This window comes from bacterium (assembly GCA_029210545.1).
GTDB lineage: Bacteria > BMS3Abin14 > BMS3Abin14 > BMS3Abin14 > BMS3Abin14 > JARGFV01.
The window spans coordinates 1-21,189 of the sequence record JARGFV010000016.1 but is presented as its reverse complement, the minus strand read 5'-3'; the positions used below and the strand labels follow the sequence as shown (position 1 = coordinate 21,189).

17 protein-coding genes are annotated in these 21,189 nt (G+C 60.1%); 5 read left to right on the top strand and 12 right to left on the bottom strand.

Annotation, left to right across the window (positions count from 1 at the left end):
- The first annotated feature begins 247 nt into the window (after positions 1-247).
- The 5 genes from P1S46_03135 to P1S46_03115 all read left to right on the top strand — a co-directional run bounded on the left by P1S46_03135 (position 248) and on the right by P1S46_03115 (position 6,771).
- Positions 248-1,477 (top strand): hypothetical protein, encoded by a 1,230-nt coding sequence (locus P1S46_03135; protein ID MDF1535481.1) that lies wholly within the window; start codon positions 248-250, stop codon positions 1,475-1,477.
- Between the two features lie 10 nt (positions 1,478-1,487).
- Positions 1,488-2,294 (top strand): cytochrome c3 family protein, encoded by an 807-nt coding sequence (locus P1S46_03130; GenBank protein ID MDF1535480.1) that lies wholly within the window; start codon positions 1,488-1,490, stop codon positions 2,292-2,294.
- A gap of 15 nt (positions 2,295-2,309) precedes the next feature.
- On the top strand, positions 2,310-4,265 hold the full coding sequence (locus P1S46_03125; GenBank protein MDF1535479.1) for a hypothetical protein: 1,956 nt from the start codon (positions 2,310-2,312) through the stop codon (positions 4,263-4,265).
- A gap of 268 nt (positions 4,266-4,533) precedes the next feature.
- Positions 4,534-4,968: a DUF6306 domain-containing protein gene (locus P1S46_03120; protein ID MDF1535478.1), complete on the top strand. Its 435-nt coding sequence runs from the start codon at positions 4,534-4,536 to the stop codon at positions 4,966-4,968.
- A 471-nt stretch (positions 4,969-5,439) separates the two neighbouring features.
- Positions 5,440-6,771, top strand: a complete 1,332-nt coding sequence (locus tag P1S46_03115; GenBank protein MDF1535477.1) for a multiheme c-type cytochrome — start codon at positions 5,440-5,442, stop codon at positions 6,769-6,771.
- A 909-nt stretch (positions 6,772-7,680) separates the two neighbouring features.
- Here P1S46_03115 and P1S46_03110 read toward each other — a convergent pair.
- From P1S46_03110 to P1S46_03055, 12 genes are all read right to left on the bottom strand, one after another.
- Positions 7,681-8,787 carry a cation:proton antiporter gene (locus P1S46_03110; protein MDF1535476.1) on the bottom strand — a complete coding sequence of 369 codons (1,107 nt, stop codon included), beginning with the start codon at positions 8,785-8,787 and terminating at the stop codon, positions 7,681-7,683.
- Positions 8,784-10,010, bottom strand: a complete 1,227-nt coding sequence (locus P1S46_03105) for a cation:proton antiporter (protein MDF1535475.1) — start codon at positions 10,008-10,010, stop codon at positions 8,784-8,786. The genes P1S46_03110 and P1S46_03105 overlap by 4 nt, the downstream gene beginning before the upstream one ends.
- On the bottom strand, positions 10,000-10,635 hold the full coding sequence (locus tag P1S46_03100) for a V-type ATP synthase subunit D (protein ID MDF1535474.1): 636 nt from the start codon (positions 10,633-10,635) through the stop codon (positions 10,000-10,002). Before P1S46_03100 ends, P1S46_03105 begins: the two co-directional genes overlap by 11 nt.
- A complete protein-coding gene (locus tag P1S46_03095) occupies positions 10,632-12,056 on the bottom strand; it encodes a V-type ATP synthase subunit B (GenBank protein MDF1535473.1) in 1,425 nt (474 codons plus the stop codon). Before P1S46_03095 ends, P1S46_03100 begins: the two co-directional genes overlap by 4 nt.
- Before the next feature lie 4 nt (positions 12,057-12,060).
- Entirely contained in the window at positions 12,061-13,869 is a 1,809-nt protein-coding gene (locus P1S46_03090; GenBank protein MDF1535472.1) for a V-type ATP synthase subunit A, read from the bottom strand.
- A 78-nt stretch (positions 13,870-13,947) separates the two neighbouring features.
- Complete coding sequence (locus P1S46_03085) at positions 13,948-14,277, bottom strand: V-type ATP synthase subunit F (GenBank protein ID MDF1535471.1); 330 nt, start codon at positions 14,275-14,277, stop codon at positions 13,948-13,950.
- Positions 14,270-15,313: a V-type ATPase subunit gene (locus P1S46_03080; GenBank protein MDF1535470.1), complete on the bottom strand. Its 1,044-nt coding sequence runs from the start codon at positions 15,311-15,313 to the stop codon at positions 14,270-14,272. The genes P1S46_03085 and P1S46_03080 overlap by 8 nt, the downstream gene beginning before the upstream one ends.
- 307 nt (positions 15,314-15,620) lie before the next feature.
- Entirely contained in the window at positions 15,621-16,280 is a 660-nt protein-coding gene (locus P1S46_03075; GenBank protein MDF1535469.1) for a V-type ATP synthase subunit E, read from the bottom strand.
- Positions 16,277-16,498, bottom strand: coding sequence for an ATPase (locus P1S46_03070; protein ID MDF1535468.1), 222 nt, complete (start codon positions 16,496-16,498; stop codon positions 16,277-16,279). Before P1S46_03070 ends, P1S46_03075 begins: the two co-directional genes overlap by 4 nt.
- A gap of 125 nt (positions 16,499-16,623) precedes the next feature.
- Complete coding sequence (locus P1S46_03065; protein MDF1535467.1) at positions 16,624-18,819, bottom strand: GAF domain-containing sensor histidine kinase; 2,196 nt, start codon at positions 18,817-18,819, stop codon at positions 16,624-16,626.
- Positions 18,816-20,708, bottom strand: coding sequence for a V-type ATPase 116kDa subunit family protein (locus tag P1S46_03060; GenBank protein MDF1535466.1), 1,893 nt, complete (start codon positions 20,706-20,708; stop codon positions 18,816-18,818). Before P1S46_03060 ends, P1S46_03065 begins: the two co-directional genes overlap by 4 nt.
- Positions 20,705-21,055 (bottom strand): hypothetical protein, encoded by a 351-nt coding sequence (locus P1S46_03055; GenBank protein ID MDF1535465.1) that lies wholly within the window; start codon positions 21,053-21,055, stop codon positions 20,705-20,707. The genes P1S46_03060 and P1S46_03055 overlap by 4 nt, the downstream gene beginning before the upstream one ends.
- Positions 21,056-21,189: the final 134 nt, after the last annotated feature.

Sequence of the window (21,189 nt, the reverse complement as noted above, 5' to 3'; positions counted from 1 at the left end):
TGCGCAAAATGGAAAATCTGATCCATCCGGAAGACGTTTATGGGATATCCGGGGAATATTCCTTTTAAAGGAGAAATGGAAGCTGATCATCTTTGACAGGGTCGCAAAAAGTCCAGGCGCGGCTTGTCATTGATTTGGGCGCCCCGCGCGGGGCGCGTTGATGACTTTTTGCGAAGCCAACATCTTTAATACCCGGAATTCAAGGCCAAGGTATCAAAGCGGTTTCACACATTTCCTGGGAGCGCATATGAAGGATAAGAGAACGGTAAATATGAGGGCGGTTCTCGTGCCTGCGGGTCTTCTCGTTCTCCTTGTCCTGCTCTTCCCGCCGGTTTCACAAGCGGACTGGAGCACGAGGGGAGACACGACCACGGTGCTGGAATCGTACGAGGACCCGGTGAGCGGCGATGCCGCCCTGCCCGTCTATCAGTACTTCCGCCTCGACCTGAGGGACGGTACCGGTGACGGGTCACAGGCGTTCAGGCTGTACGGGAGGCTCGCCGGTGACCTCAACGACGCGGTTGATGCCGAAAGCCGGCTCTATTACGCCTACTACCAGAAGAAGGGGATCTGGGCAGGCGCCGATCTGAGGGTCGGCCGGCAGTGGGTCAACACGGTGGCCGGTTCGCCAATCCTGGACGGGATAAGGATCGACAGGAACTGGGACGACCTGCTCACCCTATCTTTCTTCGGCGGCGGTTACGTGACCGTTGAGGACGACGAGGGTGACGAGACCATCTGGGGCTTTTCCATAAAGGATGACCTCTGGGCGGGTACAGACCTTTCCGCCAGCTACCTCCAGAAGTGGGCTGGGAGCGACCTTGCCACCGAGATCCTGGGCGTCGCGGGCCGCACGAAGGTGGCCAAGCGGGGCTCCGCCTACGGGGAGTTCCAGTACGACATGCTCTCCCGGCTTTACTCCTACTACCTGGCGGGGGTCCGGCTGGTCCCGGGGGAAAAGTGGACCGTCAGGAGCGAATACTTCGGCTATACGCCCGTGTTCGATTCCACCTCCGTCTATTCGGTGTTCGCGGTGGACCAGTACGAGGAGGTTTCGGTGAGCGCCGATTACCGCCTGGACCGCAGCTGGACTGTTTTCGGAAGCTACACCCGGGAGATGTACGAATCCTTCGACGATTCCAACGTGGTTGAAGCCGGGTGCGAGCTGCGCAAAAAAGGAGGCTACGGCGGATACGTGGCGGCGGTTTACAGGAGCGGGTACGAGGATCTGAAAGGCATCAAGGTCGACTACCGGATGCCCGCGCCCTACGATGTGAAAGTGGATGTGGGCGCCGAATACAACGTCTACAACCGTATCGACGACGAGGACGACGACACCACGGCCAAGAGGTACTGGCTGGAAGGCGTCAGGGACCTGAGCGATGACCTCACCCTGAGGGCCAAGGTGGAGAGGGTCGAGAGTGTCGTCTACGACTATTACAACCGGGGCCGTGTCAGCCTCAGGTACCGGTTCTAGGAGGGATGAAATGAGACGTATTCTACCGATCATACTGGCCCTCCTCTTCATGGCGGTCACTGCTGCCGCCGTGGAAGCGAAGGTGTTCGACCACGATTTCCATGTCGGTGAGACAGAATCCGACTGTGGGGTCTGCCACCAGGAGGCCGACCTGGACATAGCCCCGCCTCTGGAGCGCTGCGAGGAGTGCCACGAAAAGAGTTTTCTTGCCGACGTGAAGATACCGGCCCGCGTCACCCAGGACAGCTTCTGGTACAGGGATCACGGTCCTTATGCCGAGGAGCTGGTGAACAACTGCGCTTCCTGCTACCGGGAGGACTTCTGCCTCGATTGCCACAAGGCGGGGTTCGCGGACGAGCAGGGAAAACTGAACGTGCACCGCAGCGATTTCAGGGTCACGCACCCCATCCATGCCAGGGCCGACAACCGTAGCTGCACGGTGTGCCACGAGGAACGGTTCTGCTCCGACTGCCACAGCGAATTCGCACCCGAGGACCTGGCTTTCGAGTCCCACCGCAGGAGTTGGAGCGACCTTCCCACTGGAGGAGGACCCCACGACCTGGTGACGGAGGAGGAGTGCGACATCTGCCACAGCGACTCGGTCCTGCCGTCCCACGACTGGACCGATACCCACGCCCGCGAGGCGCGGCGCAGCCTGCCAACCTGCCAGGCGTGCCACCCCGACGCGGATGTCTGCCTCAAGTGCCACAGCGCACGGGAGGGCCTGATCGTGAACCCCCACCCCAGGGACTGGGACGACATGAAGGATTATCTCGATGGCGCCAGCGGCGGCAAGACATGCCGGCGTTGCCACTGATAAGGAGGAGTGAAAATGTTTATCAAGCGTAATTTTGTTTTTGTCCTGGTGGTCCTCATGTTCGGCGCCCTTATCTCGGGATGTGGAGCCGCGTTAAAGGACAGCGGAGGGGATCAGACCACGACGATCCCGGTCCAGGAGCAGATCGACCAGGTGCTGGGCTGTGTCTGCCATCCCCAGTACGGAGAGTTTCTCCAGAGCAGGCACGCGGACGCCAACAACTCGCCCAACCGGGCCTCCTGCGACCCCTGCCATACGGGCATCGACAGCATCGGCGACTACATCACACCCGAGCCCAAGTACTTCGTGGACTGCGCCTCCTGCCATGAGCCGGACGGCACCAAGCACGGCGCCATCAACGCCGGGCTCAGGCAGGCGGGAACCTCGACGCTGGGAGCGCTTTTTACCACCTGTACCGAGTGCCATTCACCCATGGAGGGAGGCGCTCATGAGGACCATCACAGTATCGACGGCTACCGGTACTGGCAGAACGCGAACGGTGACAATGTGGGCGGTGAGAAGAACGCCCCTTCCATGGCTGTAACGACAATCGCGTCCTATGATTTCGAAGTGTGGAGCTTGCCCGATGCCGGTGCGTGGGCGGAAACGGATGTCTATCACGGGGAGGTGATCACCCTGGAGCCCTATGCCGGACCCTACTATTTCAACGGAGACAGGACCATCAACGACACGCACTTCAACGAGGTGTGGATCCTCAACGAGGACGACAAGGTGACCCGGTTTGCCGTTCCCACGGCCAGGCTCGGCTACGTCGATCTCACCAACACATCGCCCAACAGCGGGATGGTAACGGCCGGCGACGACCAGAACGCCTGCCTGGCCAGCTGCCACAGCCCCCATACCTTCGACAAGACGGTCCAGCAGCAGTGGGCCGACGGTCCTCACCACCCTATCGCCGAAGGGCCGATCGTTGCTGACGACAATACGGTGGCCGTCGCCTCAGGACCGGCCGCCTGGCACGCGGTCGACCATGGGGGCTTCGGTTCCTCCTGCGTCCGGTGCCACAACTCAGTCGGTTTCGTCGCGGCGGGCGGGGCCTACAGCGACTCCGTCGATCTCGGGGCCTGGGACGATGCGGCTGACGGGTTCATCACCTGCAACGGGTGCCACGACGGGGAGAACTACCCCACCGCCTTCAACGACCGCCTGCGGCTCAAGGGCGAGGCGACCATTTTCACCGACCCCGATGTCCCCGCCGACGTGGACACGGTCATCGCCGACGCCGGAGCCTCGGCCACCTGCATCTACTGCCACCAGGGCCGCTCCAAGGGCATCGACGTCAAGGAAAGGTATGCCTCGGCCCTTAGCACGAGCAACTTCGGAGGCGCCAACTCCCACTACCTGGCGGCGGCGGGAATCATCTGGAAGACCGTTGGGTACGAATTCGCAGCCTCCTACGAGAACGTATCCTATTTCGCCCACGACCTGGTCGGCGTTGACGACGAAGACGGTACCGGGACGCGCGGCCCCTGCGTGACGTGCCACATGGCCGGAGAACCTTCCAATCACTACTTCAGCGTCGAGGTCGACGGCGCCCTGCCAGCGGTGTGCGCCAACTGCCACGATCCCGCCGAAGGCCATGAACTGACCCTGGCCGAGGTCGAGGAGGAGGGGGAGGGATATGAGGAGGCTCTGGACATCCTCATCGACAAGTTCGAACTGGACGGCGTCTTTTACCTGAGCAGCTACCCATACTTCTTCGATACCAGCGCGGGAGGTTATTCCAACGCATTTACCGCCTGGACCAGCGAAGAGCAGCTGGGCGCCGCTTTCAACCTGAACCTCCTGAAGCATGAGCCGGGCGCCTTCGCCCACAACCGCTACTATGCCAAGCGGCTGCTCTTCGACTCCATCGACTGGGTCGAGGACGGCACTCTGGATGGCACCATCGTCGATCACTCCCTGACCTATCCGGACGGAGCCGCCTGGCTGGGAACCGCACGACCGTAAGAGACGTTTCACCGAAAGAAAAAAGAAGCCGGGACATCCGCCCCGGCTTCTTTTTTTGTCAAATTGTGTCAGCTGACAGCCATCAACTCGTAGCCGCCAGCTAGACATCATCCCTGCAAAAGCGGTGTATTGGAATCGAATAGGCACTCCGCATTGCGGAAGCACTTGATTGAAGGCTGTTGCCCGCAAAATGGACGGCTTTTGACCCACGTCAAGGACAAGGACCGTCCGGGCCGAGATAATGCTTGTATTCCAAAGGGGGATTACCATGAAAAATGAAAACGGGACCGATCTTCAACTGACGGAAAAGTTGACCGTTCTGCTGGAAGCTGAGAGGGCAGGGGTTGTCACTGCAAAGCGGATGCTTTCAGAGGGTTCCTCCGACGAAGAGGGAGCCCTCCTGGAGGAGATCCTGGAGGGGGAGAGGTCGAGCTGCCGCGACCTGGGCCGGATGCTCCTACAGATCGGAAGCCGGGGCAGCGGCAACGTGGGAGATTTCGTTGAAAAGGTGATGGCGCTTCCCGACCTCGGCTCGCGCCTGAAGCTTCTCGTCAAGGGACAGGAGTGGGTCGTCCGGAAAATCGAGGAACTCATGGAGGAGTCCCTTCCGGGCGGGATGGCGAAGGAACTGGGTGAGATCCACCGTGTCCACGTGGAAAATATCGCCCTTTGCCGTCGGTTCCTGGAGAAGAAGGACCGGTGAGCCGTTCAATTTACTTAGCATCTCCTGCACATGTCAGGAATACAGCTATACTTTAATTTCAACGTTAAAAAGAAAAGCTGGCCGAGAGGGGGTGGATCGGCCCTGTTTGACCGGAAAACGGAAAAAACGGATGAGACTTGATAGACGCCCAACAACTCTGGCGGAGCGCCCGGGGATGGCAGCCAGATCAATGAACAGCCGCGCCCGGGAAGGGCGCCCGGATCGATGACCGGAAATCGTGTGATGAGTAACCGCGCCTGGGAAAGGCGCCCGGATTGAAGACTTGGGGAGTCTTCGATCCGTGAGGGAAGCGAAAACTGCGCTTTTCGCTTCCCGTGGAGAAAAAGTCCCGCATGGACTTTTTCTCGCTATCAGTAGTCCCGTAAGGAAAGGGAAAATGACACTTTTCCCTTTCCGTGGAGCAGGTAGTCCCACCAGGACTTCCTGCGACCCTATCAAAAGGAGGAAAAGATGCGGAAGGTCTTCACGATCATTTTTGCGGTTACCATGGCCCTCGCCATGGCCGGCCCGGTCGCGGCCAGGGTGTCCAGCCAGACACAGGAGTGTCTCGAGTGCCACACGGAGGGAACCCTGGGTATTGTCAAACAGTGGGACAAGAGCAGTCACTGGGACGCCGGAGTGGGCTGCTACGAGTGCCACATGGCGGACGAGAAGGACAAGGACGCCATGAAGCACAACGGGTACACTATCGCAATTATTGTTTCGCCCCGTGACTGCGGCAGATGTCACAAAGCGGAGATGGTCGAGCAGGAGGCGAGCCACCACGCCGAAGCCGGCAACATCATCAACTCGGCCGACGGGCTCCTGGGCCAGACCGTGGGCGGACCCCCGGCCGTCGCCGTGGGGTGCCGGCAGTGCCACGGATCCGTGGTGCTGGTCAACAAGGACGGGACTCTGAACCCTTCCACCTGGCCCAACACCGGTATCGGCCGGCTCAACCCCGACGGGTCCAAGGGCTCGTGTTCGGCCTGCCACACCCGGCACCGGTTCAGCAAGGGACAGGCGAGGAAGCCCGAAGTCTGCGGCAAGTGCCATCTCGGCCCTGACCACCCCCAGAAGGAGGTCTACGAGGAATCCAAGCACGGGATCCTGTATCGCGCTTTCGAGGAAGATCTCAACATGGATAACCCCAAGTGGGTCGCCGGTGTGGACTTTTTCGACGCTCCCACCTGCGCCTCCTGCCACATGAGCGCAGGCGGCAGCGAGGGTGTGACCCACGATGTGGGCAAGCGCCTGAGCTGGAACCTGAGGTCCCCTGTCTCAACGAAGATGGAGAACTCGGCCAACAAGCGGAAAGCGATGGTTGAGATCTGTACATCCTGCCATTCAGAAGGTTTCGTTGGCGGTTTTTACAAGCAGCTCGACGAGTTCGTGGAGCTTTACGACACCAAGTTCGGGATCCCGGCCATGAAGATACGGGACGACCTCCAGAATGCGGGCGTGATCCCCGAGGGCAACTTCAACGACGAGATCGACTGGATCTACTGGGAGCTGTGGCACCACGAGGGCCGGAGGGCCAGGCACGGAGCAGCCATGTCAGGACCGGACTACGCCTGGTGGCACGGCCTTTACGAAGTGGCCAGGAACTTCTACACGGAGTACCTGCCCGCCGCCAGGAGGCTTTCGGAAGAGGCCGGCAAGCCCGAGGTCTACGAGAAGATCGTCAAGGATTACCTGGAGAGTGATGAACGGCACGAGTGGTACCTCAAGGGGTTCGACGCAAAGAAGCTCGAAGAGATCCAGAAGTACTACGAGGAGAGGTACCAGCAGAAGGTTAACTAGCCCGCATTATTCATGATGGTGATGAGATGTCAGCTAACTGTGTGGCAAATATGGATAAATGGGAATGGCACGATAAACATCATGAATTATGCGGGGTTGCCCGGACATAGTCACGAGAGGAGTTTTTCGTTCCGGCAAGGCGACTGTGGAGTGAGCGCGGAGGCATACTTTAGTATTCCGCACAAGCGAACGACTCAGCAACGCAGCCAGAACGGAAAAGAACCTCGTGAATAGTCCAGGCTAGGTTACAGCTGGCAGGTTGCAGCTGACAGATAACCAAAAAGCCGGGGGCCGCAAATGCGGTCCCCGGCTTTTTTATAGCGATAAGCTCAGACTAAAGGCTGTTTCTCGCAGGGACGCCAGACGCAGAGAAAATCGATATATCATTAACCAGTTGCGGACGTATGCCACCAGGTCCATTGAAGGCTATTTACCGCAGAGCACGCGGAGAACGCCAAGAAAAGACGCTCTCAGGTCAAATGTTTTCAATCCCGGGAAGATCATTTATGCATGAAACTATGCTGAATCGGGATTTAGAGCTGATTACAGATAGACTTAAATAGGCTGGTAAAGTTTCTTTGATTCGTTTCTTGTCCCCAATACAACACCCGTGATTTCCGTTTCCCCGGTGTCAGAAGGTGAATTATGCCATTAAGAACTTTTCCTGTCAGTTGTTCACCTGGAAATGTGTTTCCTTTCCCTCCGTGTTCTTGGCGTGCTTGGCGGTTAAATCCAGGCCTTTGCGCCACAGGCAGTACCCTGCTTCTGCCTAACTTTGCGAGACAGCTCTTGATCCTGAATACCAGCTGTCAATTGCAGCTTCCGCAGATCCTCGATCCTTTGACTCTGAATTCCAGACACCAGACACCAGACGCTAGACACTAAAATCAGCGCTTGAGGAATAATGCTCTATTCTTCTTCCTCAAATGTTGATTTTAACAGCTTCATCCCCTCGATCCCCAGCAGCTGGTTGACGACGATTCCCGCCGTGGTCAGGGCTATCAGGTTCAGCCCGAGGGCCGCATCCACTTCGAAGTAGATGTTGACCGCCAGCACCACGGCGAGGCCGGCCTGGCTGAGCAGGCCTAACCCCAGCCGGGGGGCCCCGGGTTCAAGGTGCATCGCTTTTGCCGTGATAAAGATCCCTCCCGTTTTTCCCACCGCTCTGAGGGCCACGTAGATGAGAAGTGGCCAGAAGAGATCGACAAGGAGAGGGGGTTTGAAAAGGGCACCGCACATGATGAGGAAGGTGACGTAGACAGGCATTTCCAGCTGGTGGACGACCTCCCGGATAACGGTCTTGCCCCTTTTCACGCTCATGACGAAGGCCGAGGCAAACATGCACACGATGAGAGGTGAGACCCTGATGGCCATCCCGGCGCCAACGGCGATGAACAAGGCCGCCATGAAGAGGAGAGTCACCTCCCTCTGGTCCCTTTCAGGTGTTATGAGGAGGGACAGGGCCAACCCGAGTGCCAGCCCGAGAGCCGGGTGGAGCAGGGCCTCGACCGTGAACCCGAAACCGCCCGGAACGCCGCTGCCGATGTGGTTCACCGAAAATGACAGGACCAGCCAGAACAGGAGGGTGGTTAAAACGTCCGCGATGGTGGCCAGCTGCATGAGCAGGTGGGAAAGGCCGGCTGCTCTCCTGCCCCTGTCCATGAGAGCCGCCGCGGTGATCGGGTCGGTGGCTGTGGCGGTACAGGCTGCCAGCAGGCTGAAGACCAGGGCCGTCCCGGCAGGCCATCCGGCGGGGCCGGACAGGAACCACCAGAGCGCCCAGCCTGTGAGCACGAAGGCGGCCGTCAACTGTCCCAGTGAGAGGATCAATAGCTGTGCCGACATCCTGCGCACGGTGCTGAACTCCAGGTTCTCACCGATGATGAACCCCACCCAGCCGAGGGCAAAGGCAATGAACGGTTTCAGGTGCCCGATGGTGTAGACGTTAAAGAGTCCCAGGCCGCTCTCCCCCAGGAGATATCCCAGCACCAGGCATCCGATGGTGAGGAAATTCATCGCTTCTCGTCTCCAGTATTTCGTTTGGCGGTTTTGCGCACGACCCGCGGGCGGGCCTCACCGACCCTGTTCAGCGAAATGTTAACGGCGACAGGACCGATGAGTTCGTTGATCAGCACCGCGGCGAGGACGACGGTGGTAACGGTCGGGGCATAGGCGCTGCATGAAGGCGTGTTGCTCACGGCAACGCACATGCCGATGGCGATGCCCGCCTGGGGGAACAGGGCAGGTCCCAGGAACCTTCTCATGGGTCCGGCCGCACCGGTCACGGCAGCCCCCAGCCACGCCCCCATCACCTTGGCGGCCATCCTGCTCAGGATGTAGGTCACACCCACAAGCCCCAACCCGCCGAGCACCCTGATATCGAGGTGGGCCCCCTGGAGGCTGAAGAAGGTGATGTAGATGGGTAGCTCGACGCTCCCGATGGCCTCGAACAGGCGGTCTTTCAGGGGACAGAGGTTCACCAGGACGAACCCGATGGTGATGTTGATGAGGAGAGGGGAGTACTTCAACCCTATCCTGGCCAGCTCGCTGCTCAAAAAAGCGGTCCCGAGGATGATTATGAGGATCTCCTGGCGGTTGCGCGCCATGGGGGCCACCCGGGAAAGGATAAGGCCGATACCCGCACCCAGGAGAAGGCTTCCCCCGAGGCTGGCCATGGGGGCCCGCGTCAGGGCAAGGGAAAAACCGGTGTCAAGTTCCACGAAGGGAACCGCTGCCATGGCAAAGCCGAACACCATGACGGCAAGCACGTTCGAAAGAGCGACCACCGCGAGGAGGGTGTTGGTAAAAGGGCCCTGTGCCCGGGTTTCCTCCACCACCGCCATGACGGCCGCCGGCGCCGTTGCGAGCGCTGTGGCGGCGAGGAGAAGGGCAAGGGCCGGGCTGACGCCGGACACCACGAGTGCCGCGAAGGTCCCGGCACCAACGAAAAGGGTCTGCATGAGGCTCACGGACAGGATCGTTCCAAATCCGCCCGAAAGCTCGGCCAGGTCAAGTTTCCCCCCCACGGAGATGGCGATGAGAGAAAGGGCCAGGGAGTTGATGAACTCCAGCTTCTCGATGGTCTCCGGAGTGATGATGTCCAGGAGGGACGGGCCGAGGAGAAGCCCTGCCAGGATATAGCCGGTGACGCTGGGCAGCCGGGCGGCATAACTCGCCTTGCCCCCCGCGAACCCCGCCATGAGCAGGATCCCCAGGGCGATGATCTCGTTACCGGCCAATCTCTTTTGTCCTTTTGCTCTTCTTGATGTGCTTGAGGCGGAAAAGGTCCTCCCTCTCCCGTTCCTGGAGGGTGCTGAGCATCTGATGGATCTGGCCGGAAAGGGAGGGGATGAGGCTCTGTTCCAGCGCGTTGATCCTGCGGCTCACCTTGCGGATCTCCTCACCCAGTCTCTTGAGGCGGATCTCCTGGCTGGCGGTCCTCAGCAACCGGTCCAGGAGTTTTTCGTAGGACTCGGCTGTCTCGAGAATGTGGGGAGACGTGTCGATGGGAAGCATCCCCCGGGCTTCAGGGGTCCTGCGGAGGGAAACAAAATGGATCTCGGGAATGTGGATGCCCCAGATGTTGATCTCGCGGGTCTTGATGGGGATATTCCTCTTCGCTGAAAGGGCCGCGGCGGTCAGGCTCTGGCTCCCGGCGAAGGATTTGGCGATCCCGGCCTGGGTCATGGCCCTCTGGACCTCCCTCGCCATCTCCTCCCTGCTGTGCACGATGGTGTCCACGATCCGGAAAAAATCGCTGATGAGCGCCTCCCTCTTGCTTTTCAGCAGGTCGGCCCCGGCTATGGCCAGGGCCATTCGATCCCTGCTGGCCAGGAGGTTGATCCGGGTGGCCGGAACGCTCACGGCACGGCACCTCCGTCCACCTCCGTTTGGGGCGCTCCATCCCGATCCCGGCCGTTCCCGGGAAAATACTCCTGGATCCAGCGGCGGTCAATGCGCGTCAGTTCGGCTTCAGGAAAACCGGCGAAAAGGTCCCATGCCCCCGTGAGCGATTGGTCTATGCTCCTGTCTTTATTGCCCTGGTGGAGGAAAATTTCCTCGAACCGCTTGGAAAAGGCGAGGTATCTTCGGTCTTCGCTGGTCATGGCGTCCTCTCCCACCACGGCCTCCATGCGCCTCAGGTCCCGCCCCCTGGCATAGAAAGCGTAGATCTGGTCGGCCAGGTTCCTGTGATCGCCCCTCGTCTTCCCCTCACCGATCCCCAGGTTCATGAGCCTGGACAGGCTGGGGAGAACATCGATGGGAGGAAAGATCCCCTTGCGGTGAAGTTCGCGGGACAGGACGATCTGTCCTTCCGTGATGTACCCGGTGAGATCGGCGATGGGGTGCGTGATGTCGTCGTCGGGCATGGAGAGGATGGGGATCTGTGTCACGGAGCCCGCTCTTCCCCTGATCCGGCCCGCTCTCTCGTAGATCATGGCCAGGTCCGTATACATGTACCCGGGGTATCCCCGTCGTCCAGGGATCTCCTCCCGGGCGTTGCCGATCTCCCTGAGCGCCTCGCAGTAGTTGGCCATGTCTGTGAGGACCACCAGGACGTGGAGGCCATGCTCGAAAGCCAGGTGCTCGGCCGTGGAAAGGGCCATTCGTGGTGTCAACAGCCGCTCGATGGTGGGGTCGGAAGCCAGGTTCAGGAACACGACGGTGCGGTTCATGGCCCCCGTGGATTCGAAGGCGTCCACGAAGAAGGAAGCGTCCCGGTGGGTGATGCCCATGGCGGCGAAGACGATGGCGAAATCGCTCTCCTCGCCTACCACCGAGGCCTGCCGGACGATCTGCACAGCCAGTTCGTTGGACGGCAGTCCCGAACCGGAGAAGATGGGCAGTTTCTGGCCCCTGACGAGGGTATTGAGCAGGTCGATGGACGAAATACCGGTCTGGATGAAATCGGACGGTTTGTCCCTGGCCATGGGATTGATGGGGCTGCCGGTGATCTCGGTCTCGATCTCGGGTACGGGGGGCGGCATTCCGTCAAGAGGAGCGCCGCTGCCGGAGAACCTCCTGCCCAGCATACGTCTCGAAAGCCTTATCCTGGCGGTCCTTGGCAGGTAACGGACCCAGGTGGAGGCCGTGTCGATCCCCTGGGTCGTCTCGAAAAGCTGGGCCGTCGTCTTCTCCCTGGAGATCTCCAGCACCTGCCCCTGGCGCCTGAGTCCGCTGCCGGTGGTCAGTTCCAACATCTGCCCGAGGAATGTACCCGGGTCGGCGGGCATGCTCACCAGCGGTCCTGATATGCCGACAAGTCCCCGACCTTTCCTTGTCATCAGCTCATCCACGTTTCTCCTCCTGTTCGAACTTCTCCCTTTGCCTGGACATCTCTCCGGCCAGTTCCTCGATCTCCGCCTTCAGCTTTTTCAGGATGAGGTGGGATGCTTCAGGGAACTTCTCGTCGGGCTGCTCGTTGAGCCGGGCAAGATCAACGATGGTGGTCAGCTCCAGGAGCTTTTCCAGGGGGATCTCGGTCCCCAGGGCCGAAAGGATTGTCTCATACCCGTCCAGGAAAGCCTTGAGCATCCAGTACTGCTTCATCAGGGAGCACGATGCGTCCACCGGGTGGTATGCGTTCTGGCGGAGGAAGTTCTCACGGATGAGCCTGGCGCCGAGGAGGAGGACCCTCTCGTTGTCCGGGATGGCGTCCTCTCCCACCAGCTGGACCATCTCCTGGATCTCCTTTTCTCTTTCCAGCATGCGGTTGAGCCGCTGTTTCTGGACTGCCCAGTCCTCGAAGGTTTCCCTTGCGAACCACGGCGCCAGCGTCTCCCCGTAAAGGCTGTAGCTGCGGGTCCAGCTTATGGCAGGGTAGTGGCGGCGATGGGCCAGGGACGTATCGAGAGCCCAGAGCCCGCCGGCGATCCTCATGGACCCTTGTGTGACAGGCTCCGAAAAGTCACCTCCGGGGGGGGAGACGGCACTGACAATGGTCACCGAGCCTGTGTGCTCATCGGAACCAAGGGTCCGGACGTGCCCGGCCCTTTCGTAAAAACCGGCCAGCCGCGTCCCCATGTAGGTCGGGTAACCCTCCTCGCCGGGCATCTCTTCGAGGCGGCTGGATATCTCACGCAGCGCCTCGGCCCATCGGGAGGTGGAATCGGCCATGAGAGCCACGTGGTAACCCATGTCCCGGAAGTATTCGGCCATGGTGATCCCGGTGTATATGGACGCCTCCCTTGCCGCCACGGGCATGTTGGAGGTGTTGACCACGAGGACCGTCCTCTCCATGAGGGAACGGCCCGTCTGGGGGTCCTCAAGCTTGGGGAACTCCGTGAGGACTTCGGTCATCTCGTTGCCCCGCTCGCCGCATCCGATATAGATGATCACGTCCGCGTCAGCGTGCTTGGCGAGGGTCTGCTCAACGACGGTTTTACCCGTTCCGAACCCGCCCGGGACGATGGCGGTTCCGCCAAGGGCGATGGGGAAAAGGGTGTCGAGAACCCTCTGCCCCGTGAGGAAGGGACGGTCGGGTGCGATCTTGGTGACGCACGGTCGGGGGATTCGTACCGGCCAGCGCTGTACAAGGGACAGATCCAGCATGCCATCGGAACCTGTGTCCAGGCGGACCACCGTGTCGTCCACCCGGAAGGTTCCCGAACGCGCTTCCCGGACCCGGCCCGCCACGTCCGGCGGCACCATGATCCGGTGAACGATGCGGCCGCCCTCGGGCACGGTACCAAGAACGTCTCCCCCGGTGACCTCCTGCCCCTCGCTCACCACGGCGGTGAACTCCCATTCCCGCTCCGTGTCCAGGGAACGGACGTCGGTACCCCGCAGGATGAAATCTCCCTCAACCTCTTTCAGTGAGAGGAGCGGCCTCTGGATCCCGTCGAAAACCTGTCCGAGAAGGCCCGGTCCCAGTTCCACTGTGAGAGGGTGGCCCGCGCAGATCACCGGTTCGCCCACCGACAGGCCCGACGTGTCCTCGTAGACCTGGATGGTGGTCAGGTCGTGGTGGATGCGGATGACCTCTCCCATGATTCCGGGGCCGCCAACTCGCGTCACGTCGTACATCCTGGCGCATAGGAGCCCCGCCGCCTCGACGGTGGACCCGGAGATGCGGTAGATTGTCCCTCCCTCAGCCATGGAAGACACCTTTCTTCAAGTAGCCAGAGGTCAGTAGCCAGAGGTCAGACTACTGCCTACTGGTTACTGATATCTGTATCATCTCCTGATCTTCAACCGGTACCCGATAGCCCGGCGGATGATCCTCGAAATGAGATCCTCCCTTTCGTCCCAAAGTTCCCGACCGACAGGGCGGGGGAGAGTGATGAACAGTGGGCGGGCGCTGGCTTCGGCCTTGACCCGCAACTTCTCCGGGATCTGATTGTAAAGGTCTTCGGTGATAATAACGATCCCCGTGTCGCGGTTGCGCATGAGTTCGGTCACCAGCCACTCGACGCGGTCAGGGTCGGTCACGGCTTCGAACCGGGCCCCGGTCAGGCCGAACCCCTCAACGATCTCCGGCTGTCCTACCACCAGGACTTCAGACATAGCCGGTCATCTCCAGGAAAATGTCCCTGGGTATGTCGTATATGAGGCGGGTCAGGGAAAGTTTGATCCTGATCCCCTCGCGGCGCAGCCGCAGCAGGAAGCTGATCATGAGTTCTATGCCCAGAGGGTCCCTGACCAGCGGCCGGCTGTACCGGTGAGTCAGCTCGTTTTCGAGGGCCTGGTGAAGAGCTGAGATCCGCTCTTCACCATCCGGACCGATGACCGCCGCGGCCTGGAGCACGCTGCGCAGACGTCCAGCCGTCAGGGCCGAGATGGCCTCCAGGATGTCCGGGGCCGCGAGGGCTTTTCGAAAGGTTCGAAGATCCACTGCACTGCCGCCTTCGAGGAAGAACTCCACGGGGTCCCGGTCAGAGGGAAGGACCCTCCACATAAGGGCTGTCATGATGTTGATCTGATCGATCCGTTCGGACATGAGACGGATGAGGGCCCGAAAGCCTGCCTGCCTGGCATCTTTCAGCAGTTGCCCGTGCCATCGTCTGGACAGTTCCAGACGGATCTGCGGCAGGGACATGTCCTGGAACCCGAAAAAGACCTCATGAACGAGGGCCTGTTTGGGGAACCGCCACAACCTGAGGAAGTCAGCGGCCTGCGGGAGAGTCCTGCAGTGGGAGAGGGTTTCCATCTGATCGGGCCCCAGGAGCCCGCCGGCAACGGTCGCGGGGATTATCTGGGCAGGTTGGGCGCTGTTGCAGATACCGCTGACGATGCCCAGCAGGTTCGAAAGGTCCCATTCGGAAAGGCATACGGAAAGGGCCAGGCCCGGGCGGCCGTTGACCAGATGCCCGAGGCGGTGTGTGCGGTGAGCTATGGATTGGTCCACGGCACGGAAGAACAAGCGGCTGTCCTGGTCCCCGGCGACCGGTCCAAGGTGGATGCTGTAAGGTGTGTCCCTGAGCGCGGCAGTCCAGGATGCCCTGGTCGTCGCCCCGAACAGGGCCGCGACGCTTTCCTCCGGCAGGAGACGTCCTGCACCCCCCCTGATATGGGCGTTCAGGTATTCGATCTCGCAGGTCACTTCAGGATCCCCCCAGGTCACCTCATGTTTGTCAACTTCGCAAAAAGTCCAGGCGGGACTTTTCGCTCCACGGAAAGGGAAAAGCGTCGTTTTCCCTTTCCTTACGGAGACTGCTGTAATATCGCCAAAGTCCGGGTAAGACTTTGGCTCAACGGGAACCGAAAAGCGTGGTTTTCGGTTCCCTCACGGATCGAACACACAGCCATTGGCACTCGATCCGGGCGCCTCTCCCAGGTGCGGCTGTTTTTGCCGGTCATTGATTTGGGCGCCCCGCGCGGGGCGCGTTGATGGACTTTTTGCGAGTCCATCAACCTTTGACCTCCCCGACAGCATCCGGGTCGGGGATAGATCGGATCCCCGGTAACATCGATCCCAGAACCTCCACAGGCGGGTACTCCCCCAGGACAGCGAGGCGGCCGGCGATGGTGTTGTCCACCAGGCGAGAGCCGTTCGCTGCCTCGATCCTGGCGCCGCCCAGGATGCCTGGTTCCTCGGCGATCGTGCACTCGAACCCCGCCTCGGATACGAGGCGCCGGGCGATCTCCAGGTCGGCCGGCGCAATGACGATCCGAACCTCCTGTTCGCTTTCGAAATGAACGGCCGCCTGCCTGAAGAGTGGCTCAAAGGCGGCGCGAGCGGCCCCGGATATATCCTCACTCCCGTTCAGTAAAATCCGGGCGCGGGCAAGACATTCATCAAGGAAGCGGTACGTTTCATCGAGGGTCCTTTTCTCGACAGCTCCGCGGGCCCTGTTGAGGATCCGTGCGATCTCCGGGGCAGCCTTCTCCAGAGCCCTTTCGTGGGCCCTGGCAACCTCTCGGTCACGGTAGGCCTGGATGTCGGCGAGGAGTTTCGCAGCCTGGGCCGTGGCCCTGGAAAGATTCTGCGCGGCCTCCCGTTTCGCGTCCTGCCACAAACTTTCCAAAAGCCGGTCAGAACCCGACGTGTCCCGGGACCTGTCGTTCACTTGAGCATCACCAGGATAAGGAAGGCGATGACGAAACCCAGGATCACCATGGTTTCCGGGATGGCCAGCAGAATGATGATGGTTCCGCTGATCTCGGGTTTTTCTGCCAGGGCTCCGGCCCCGGCAGAGCCGATGCGGGACTGTGCCCATCCAGTGGCAAGGGCAGGGAGCCCGATGGCGAGCGCCGCTGCGAAGGCGATGAGAATGTTTTCTGACATGGTGCCCCCTTTCAGTGCGAATTTCAGATTTCAGATTTCAGATTTCAGATCTCAAACTATGATTTGCGCGAGGTTGCAGCGACTCGACGCACTTTTTTGAGATATGAGATCTGAGACATAGATCCTCACATCCTCCTGTTTTTCAGGTACCCTTTCTTCTGGGTTCTCTCCACATATTGACAGGCCTGCCGTGACAGGGCCATGAGCTTTTCGGGCTTGGGTTTGTCACTCTGGGAGGCGATGGCCGCCCCGATGGCAATGTCGTAACCGTCCCCGAAACGTTTTTTGAAGGAGGCGATAAGGTCGTCAGCGCACTGGTCAACCAGGGAGGAGTAGGTGAGGATGACAAACTCCCCCTGGGGCCTGCTCTGGATGAGGTCATCTCCAACCCCCCTGCCGTTGAGCGTTCCCACAATGAGTTCCTCGATGTCGCTGAGGGCCTCCACCGAGTAGGCTTCCTCTTCATTACCCCCGGAGCCGGGGTTCACATGAAGGGTGAGGACACCCACCGCCTTGCCCTCCGCGATGCGGTTGGCCAGTTCGCTGGAAAACTTTTCGTCCCCGGGATGCCACGCTGTTATCCCCCTCTGTGGGCTGATAAGCCCCAGGCTGGGCAAAGAGAATCGGAAGGAGGTGCTCTCGCCGGGCCGGCTCTGGACGGATATGGTTCCGCCGTGCTGCTCGACGATCTCCCTGGTCAGGGAGAGGCCGAGGCCTGTTCCTTTAACCTCCTTGCCCTCGTCGGTCTGGGTGTCGAGCATACCCCGGTAAAAGCGGTTGAAAACCAGGGAAATCTCCTCCTCGGGAATCCCGGGCCCGTTGTCGGAGACCTCGAAGATGGTGTACCCGTCGGAAGCGTTGAGATTGATGTCGATGCAGACCCCGTTCCCTCCGTACTTGATGGCGTTGCCGATAAGGTTGACCAGGGCCTGTTCCACTCTGTCCTGGTCGGCGATGAGTTGGTGGAGGTTCCGGTCGCAGTGCAGCCGAACCATCGCTTTGCCGCTTTCAGCCTGGGGTTTCAGGAGCTTGACGGCGTGCTCTACGACCTCCAGAGGGTCGAAAGGCTCCTTGGTGAGGCTGAGTTGCCCCGACTCGAGGCGGGCGAGGTCAAGGAAGTTGTTGATGAGCCGGTTGAGTCTCATGCTTTCGTTGTTGATGATGTTGAGGTAGCGTTGACTCCCTTCAGGGATATCCCTGCTCCGGAGCAGGAGCTCGGAGAACCCCTGGATGGAGGTCAGCGGCGTTCTAAGTTCGTGGGACACAGTTGAGATCAGCTCGGTCTTGAGGTGATCGAGGCGTTTGATCTGGATCCTGTTGAAGATCCCCTCCAGGAGAAGACCCACGAACTGGGTGATCACCGACTGGTGGAACCGGAACGTCTCCAGCGCGTCCGGGTTGGTGTCCGGGATGGCCGAAAGGGAAAGGCCGAACTGGTCGTGTCTGGGCGGCAGGAGACTGCGCAAGAGGCGCAGGTCCGAGTCAATGACCTCGTTCCAGGCGAACCCGAACTCGACCAGGCGGTCGTTCTCCTTGTAGGGCGGATGGAGGGAGAGAGAGGCCAGGGCCTGATAAAGGGAGTATCCGGACCGGTAGTCCATTACGGACATATTGATGCCCCCCTCCGTTCCGAGGCTGCCGACCCAGGCCCTGTTACTGGTCATGTCACCGATGAGGATCATGTGGGAGTGGGCTCCCAGGGTGACGTTCAGGGTTTTGACTGCGGCCGGGACCAGTCCGGACTCGATATCGGCGGCCTGGGACTGAAGATCCTGGAGCGCCGAGACCAGGGCTGTCGTCGCATCGTAGTTGGAGTTGATGACGCTCCGGTGCTGGAGGTTCTCCATCCCCATCCCCACCTGCAATGCGAGGGATTTAAGGGTGCGAAGGTTCGGCTCTGTGAAACCTTCGTTCATGGTCGTGTCGGTGACGTTCATGACTCCGAGCAGCCGTCCCCGGCTCTTGAGGGGGACGCTCAGGAAAGAACCTGTCCTGTACCGGTCCTTGTCATGGCCCGAGAACCGGGGATCCTGGTTGACGTCGGGTACGAGGAGCGCTTCCCCCGTGGCCGCAACCCACCCCGACACACCTTCTCCAACGGTGACCTTGACACCGGCCATGTCCTCCGGATACCGCCCTGCCCAGGCGATGAGGGTCAGGTGCTGACCTTGCGGATTCAGCGCCAGGATGGAAACTCTCTCCGCGTCAAACAGGGCCAGGACCTTGTTGCAGAAGGTGCGCAGGATCGTGACCTCGTCGAGGTTGGAGTTGAGAAGTTCCCCCAGTTCCAGGAAGAGCGCTTCGGTTATCTGTCTCGTCATAGGGTGCGGTGTCTCCTGAACGGTCTATAGGGCTTGCCGCCCGGCTGGTAGAACTTGCTGAAGAACTCCACATAATGGAGCCGGAGAGAGTGAATGGTCGGTGAGAACACGCCCAGGACGAAGTTGAGGGTGTGGAAGATGAGGGCCATCACGATCCCCACGGCGAGGGATTCGCTGGTCCGACCGATCATGTTGGCGACCTGGGCGAGGACCACCGAAGCCACCCCGATGGCCATCAGGCGGGCGTAGGAGAGCACGTTCCCGAAGATTTTCAGAAGTTCCAGCGGCCCCATGAGTCCCTCGCTGAAGATGAGAAGCCCGATCCCCGGTACCAGGAGAAAGATACCGATATGATCGCCCATCGGCAAGTAGCCGGATGCCGAGATGATGATGACGATGAGCCCGGCAAGGGAGATGATGTTGGCCAGGGCGGCCACCCAGTGCTTGACCTGCCGCTGCCGGATGGAGGTGATCATGTTGAGGGCAAACCCAAGTATGATGTGGCCGCAACCGAGGCCGATGGAAATAAACAGGAGGGGCATGATCAGATGGGACCGGTCCATGAGCAGCGGGTGCAGGCCCCAGTGTTCTCCGAGGTCCCCCAGAAACTCTCCGAAAAGGAGGCCGAAAACGGCCGCGGAGATACCGCTGAGCATGAACACCGCGCTGAGGCTCCTTACAAGGGGCCGGTCACCGAACCTTTTGAAGCACCACGCCGACAGGCCCAGAAGCAAAAGACCGTAGGCGATATCCCCCAGGATAAATCCGAAGAAGAGGGGAAAGAAAAAGGCAATGAAAGGGGTCGGATCTATGCTGCCGTACTTTGGCAGGGCCAGAAGATGGATCAGTGGTTCAAACACGCGCACAAAGGGGGCGTTTTGAAGTTGGACAGGAACCCGATCGTGTTCGTGAAAACGGGCGGGGATCGCCTCCACCATGACATCGTCACCGAAGTTGCTCTTGACCACCCCGAGCATCATTTCCACCTTGTCTTCGGGCAGCCAGCCCCGCAAAAAGAAGGTGTGTCGGCTTCTGGCGCTCAGGGCCAGGGACTGGAACTCGTCGAGCCGTTCCCTTAACACCTCCCTGATGCGGGAAAGGGTGCCGTACCAGCGGGAGGAAAGCAGGTCGATCCGGCCGGCCAGCTCGTCGATCTCCTCGGGAAGTTCCCTCTGGTGACGTATGAGAAGCCTCAGCGTTGTCGCCAGCGGTTTGTCCTCGTACCCGATCGGGAGGCGGATCTCCGCGATGCTTTCCTCGGAAAAGAGGGTGCGGACCGTCTTTTCCCGCTCCTTCGGGTAGGCGAGGATAGCGGCCACGTTATCCTTGTCCATGGGGCGCGTAAAGATCCGGAAACGCCCGGAGGTGATCCTGCCAAGCTCTTTTTCCAGGAGGGGCAGGATGCCGATCCGCTTTCTTTCGAGGATGATACCCATGAGTTCCAGGTTCTCGATCTCGGTGGCGTCTTCCAGCAGGGGATAGAGAGCTGCAAGGACCCTCTCGTACCTCTGGAGCATGGTCAGTTCGTCCTGCAGCTCGATGAGCCTCGTGTAAACAGGGGTGATGTCGGCGGCAGCCTGGTGGATGCAGCTTTCCAGGTCCTGTCGGGAGATGTGGTGACCAAAAAGCCAGGAGGGGGCTTTGGAGAGTTTATGGGGCGGTTTCAGGGAAACCAGGAGACGCTCCACCTCCTCGAGCAGCCCCTGCATCTGGCGCCTGAAACGGCCCTGGCTCTCGTCCTCCGACGGGAAGTGAATGTACTCGAGGCGCTGATACGGGATGGGAAACGGCTCCAGATGCACGACGCCCATAGAGTGGACGAGGTCAAGGATCCCCATGAGGTGCCGCTTCGGGCCCATGAAGGTGATCTTGACCATGGGCGTGATCATGGTATTTTCTCCAGTACCAGCTCCAGGATCTTCTCCACGACCTTGTCCCTGCGCCCTTCCAACCCGCCTTGTTCACTTTCGGCCAGGCTGGCCCCCTCCTCCAGGATCGTTTCAGCCTTCCGCTTCGCCTCCTCGACCAGCAGCTGGACCTTCTCCTCGAACTGTCCCTCTACCTCCCGGTCGATGCGCTTCTGCTCCGTTTCAGCTTTTGCCTGGGCATCATCAAGGATGGCTTCGGCTTGCCTGGCCCGATCCTTGAGATAGATGTCGATCTCCTTTTCGGTCTTGTGGACCTCGTCGAGGAGTTCGCTTTCCTTTAGATCCAGCGTTGTTCTTCCGGATTTCACATATTTCTCCCTATATGAAAAATTTATCACAAATTGCTGTAACTTCATAGAATGATGGACTCGCAAAAAGTCCATCAACGCACCCCGCGCGGGGTGCCCAAATCAATGACCCGCACCGTAAGTCATTGATTTGT

Coding starts and splice junctions, on each gene's coding strand:
- P1S46_03125 (MDF1535479.1), top strand. CDS start 2,310: ATGTTTATCAAGCGTAATTTTGTTTTTGTCCTGGTGGTCCTCATGTTC.
- P1S46_03135 (MDF1535481.1), top strand. CDS start 248: ATGAAGGATAAGAGAACGGTAAATATGAGGGCGGTTCTCGTGCCTGCG.
- P1S46_03090 (MDF1535472.1), bottom strand. CDS start 13,869: ATGGCTGAGGGAGGGACAATCTACCGCATCTCCGGGTCCACCGTCGAG.
- P1S46_03110 (MDF1535476.1), bottom strand. CDS start 8,787: ATGAATTTCCTCACCATCGGATGCCTGGTGCTGGGATATCTCCTGGGG.
- P1S46_03130 (MDF1535480.1), top strand. CDS start 1,488: ATGAGACGTATTCTACCGATCATACTGGCCCTCCTCTTCATGGCGGTC.
- P1S46_03095 (MDF1535473.1), bottom strand. CDS start 12,056: ATGACAAGGAAAGGTCGGGGACTTGTCGGCATATCAGGACCGCTGGTG.
- P1S46_03115 (MDF1535477.1), top strand. CDS start 5,440: ATGCGGAAGGTCTTCACGATCATTTTTGCGGTTACCATGGCCCTCGCC.
- P1S46_03070 (MDF1535468.1), bottom strand. CDS start 16,498: ATGTCAGAAAACATTCTCATCGCCTTCGCAGCGGCGCTCGCCATCGGG.
- P1S46_03085 (MDF1535471.1), bottom strand. CDS start 14,277: ATGTCTGAAGTCCTGGTGGTAGGACAGCCGGAGATCGTTGAGGGGTTC.
- P1S46_03065 (MDF1535467.1), bottom strand. CDS start 18,819: ATGACGAGACAGATAACCGAAGCGCTCTTCCTGGAACTGGGGGAACTT.
- P1S46_03060 (MDF1535466.1), bottom strand. CDS start 20,708: ATGATCACGCCCATGGTCAAGATCACCTTCATGGGCCCGAAGCGGCAC.
- P1S46_03120 (MDF1535478.1), top strand. CDS start 4,534: ATGAAAAATGAAAACGGGACCGATCTTCAACTGACGGAAAAGTTGACC.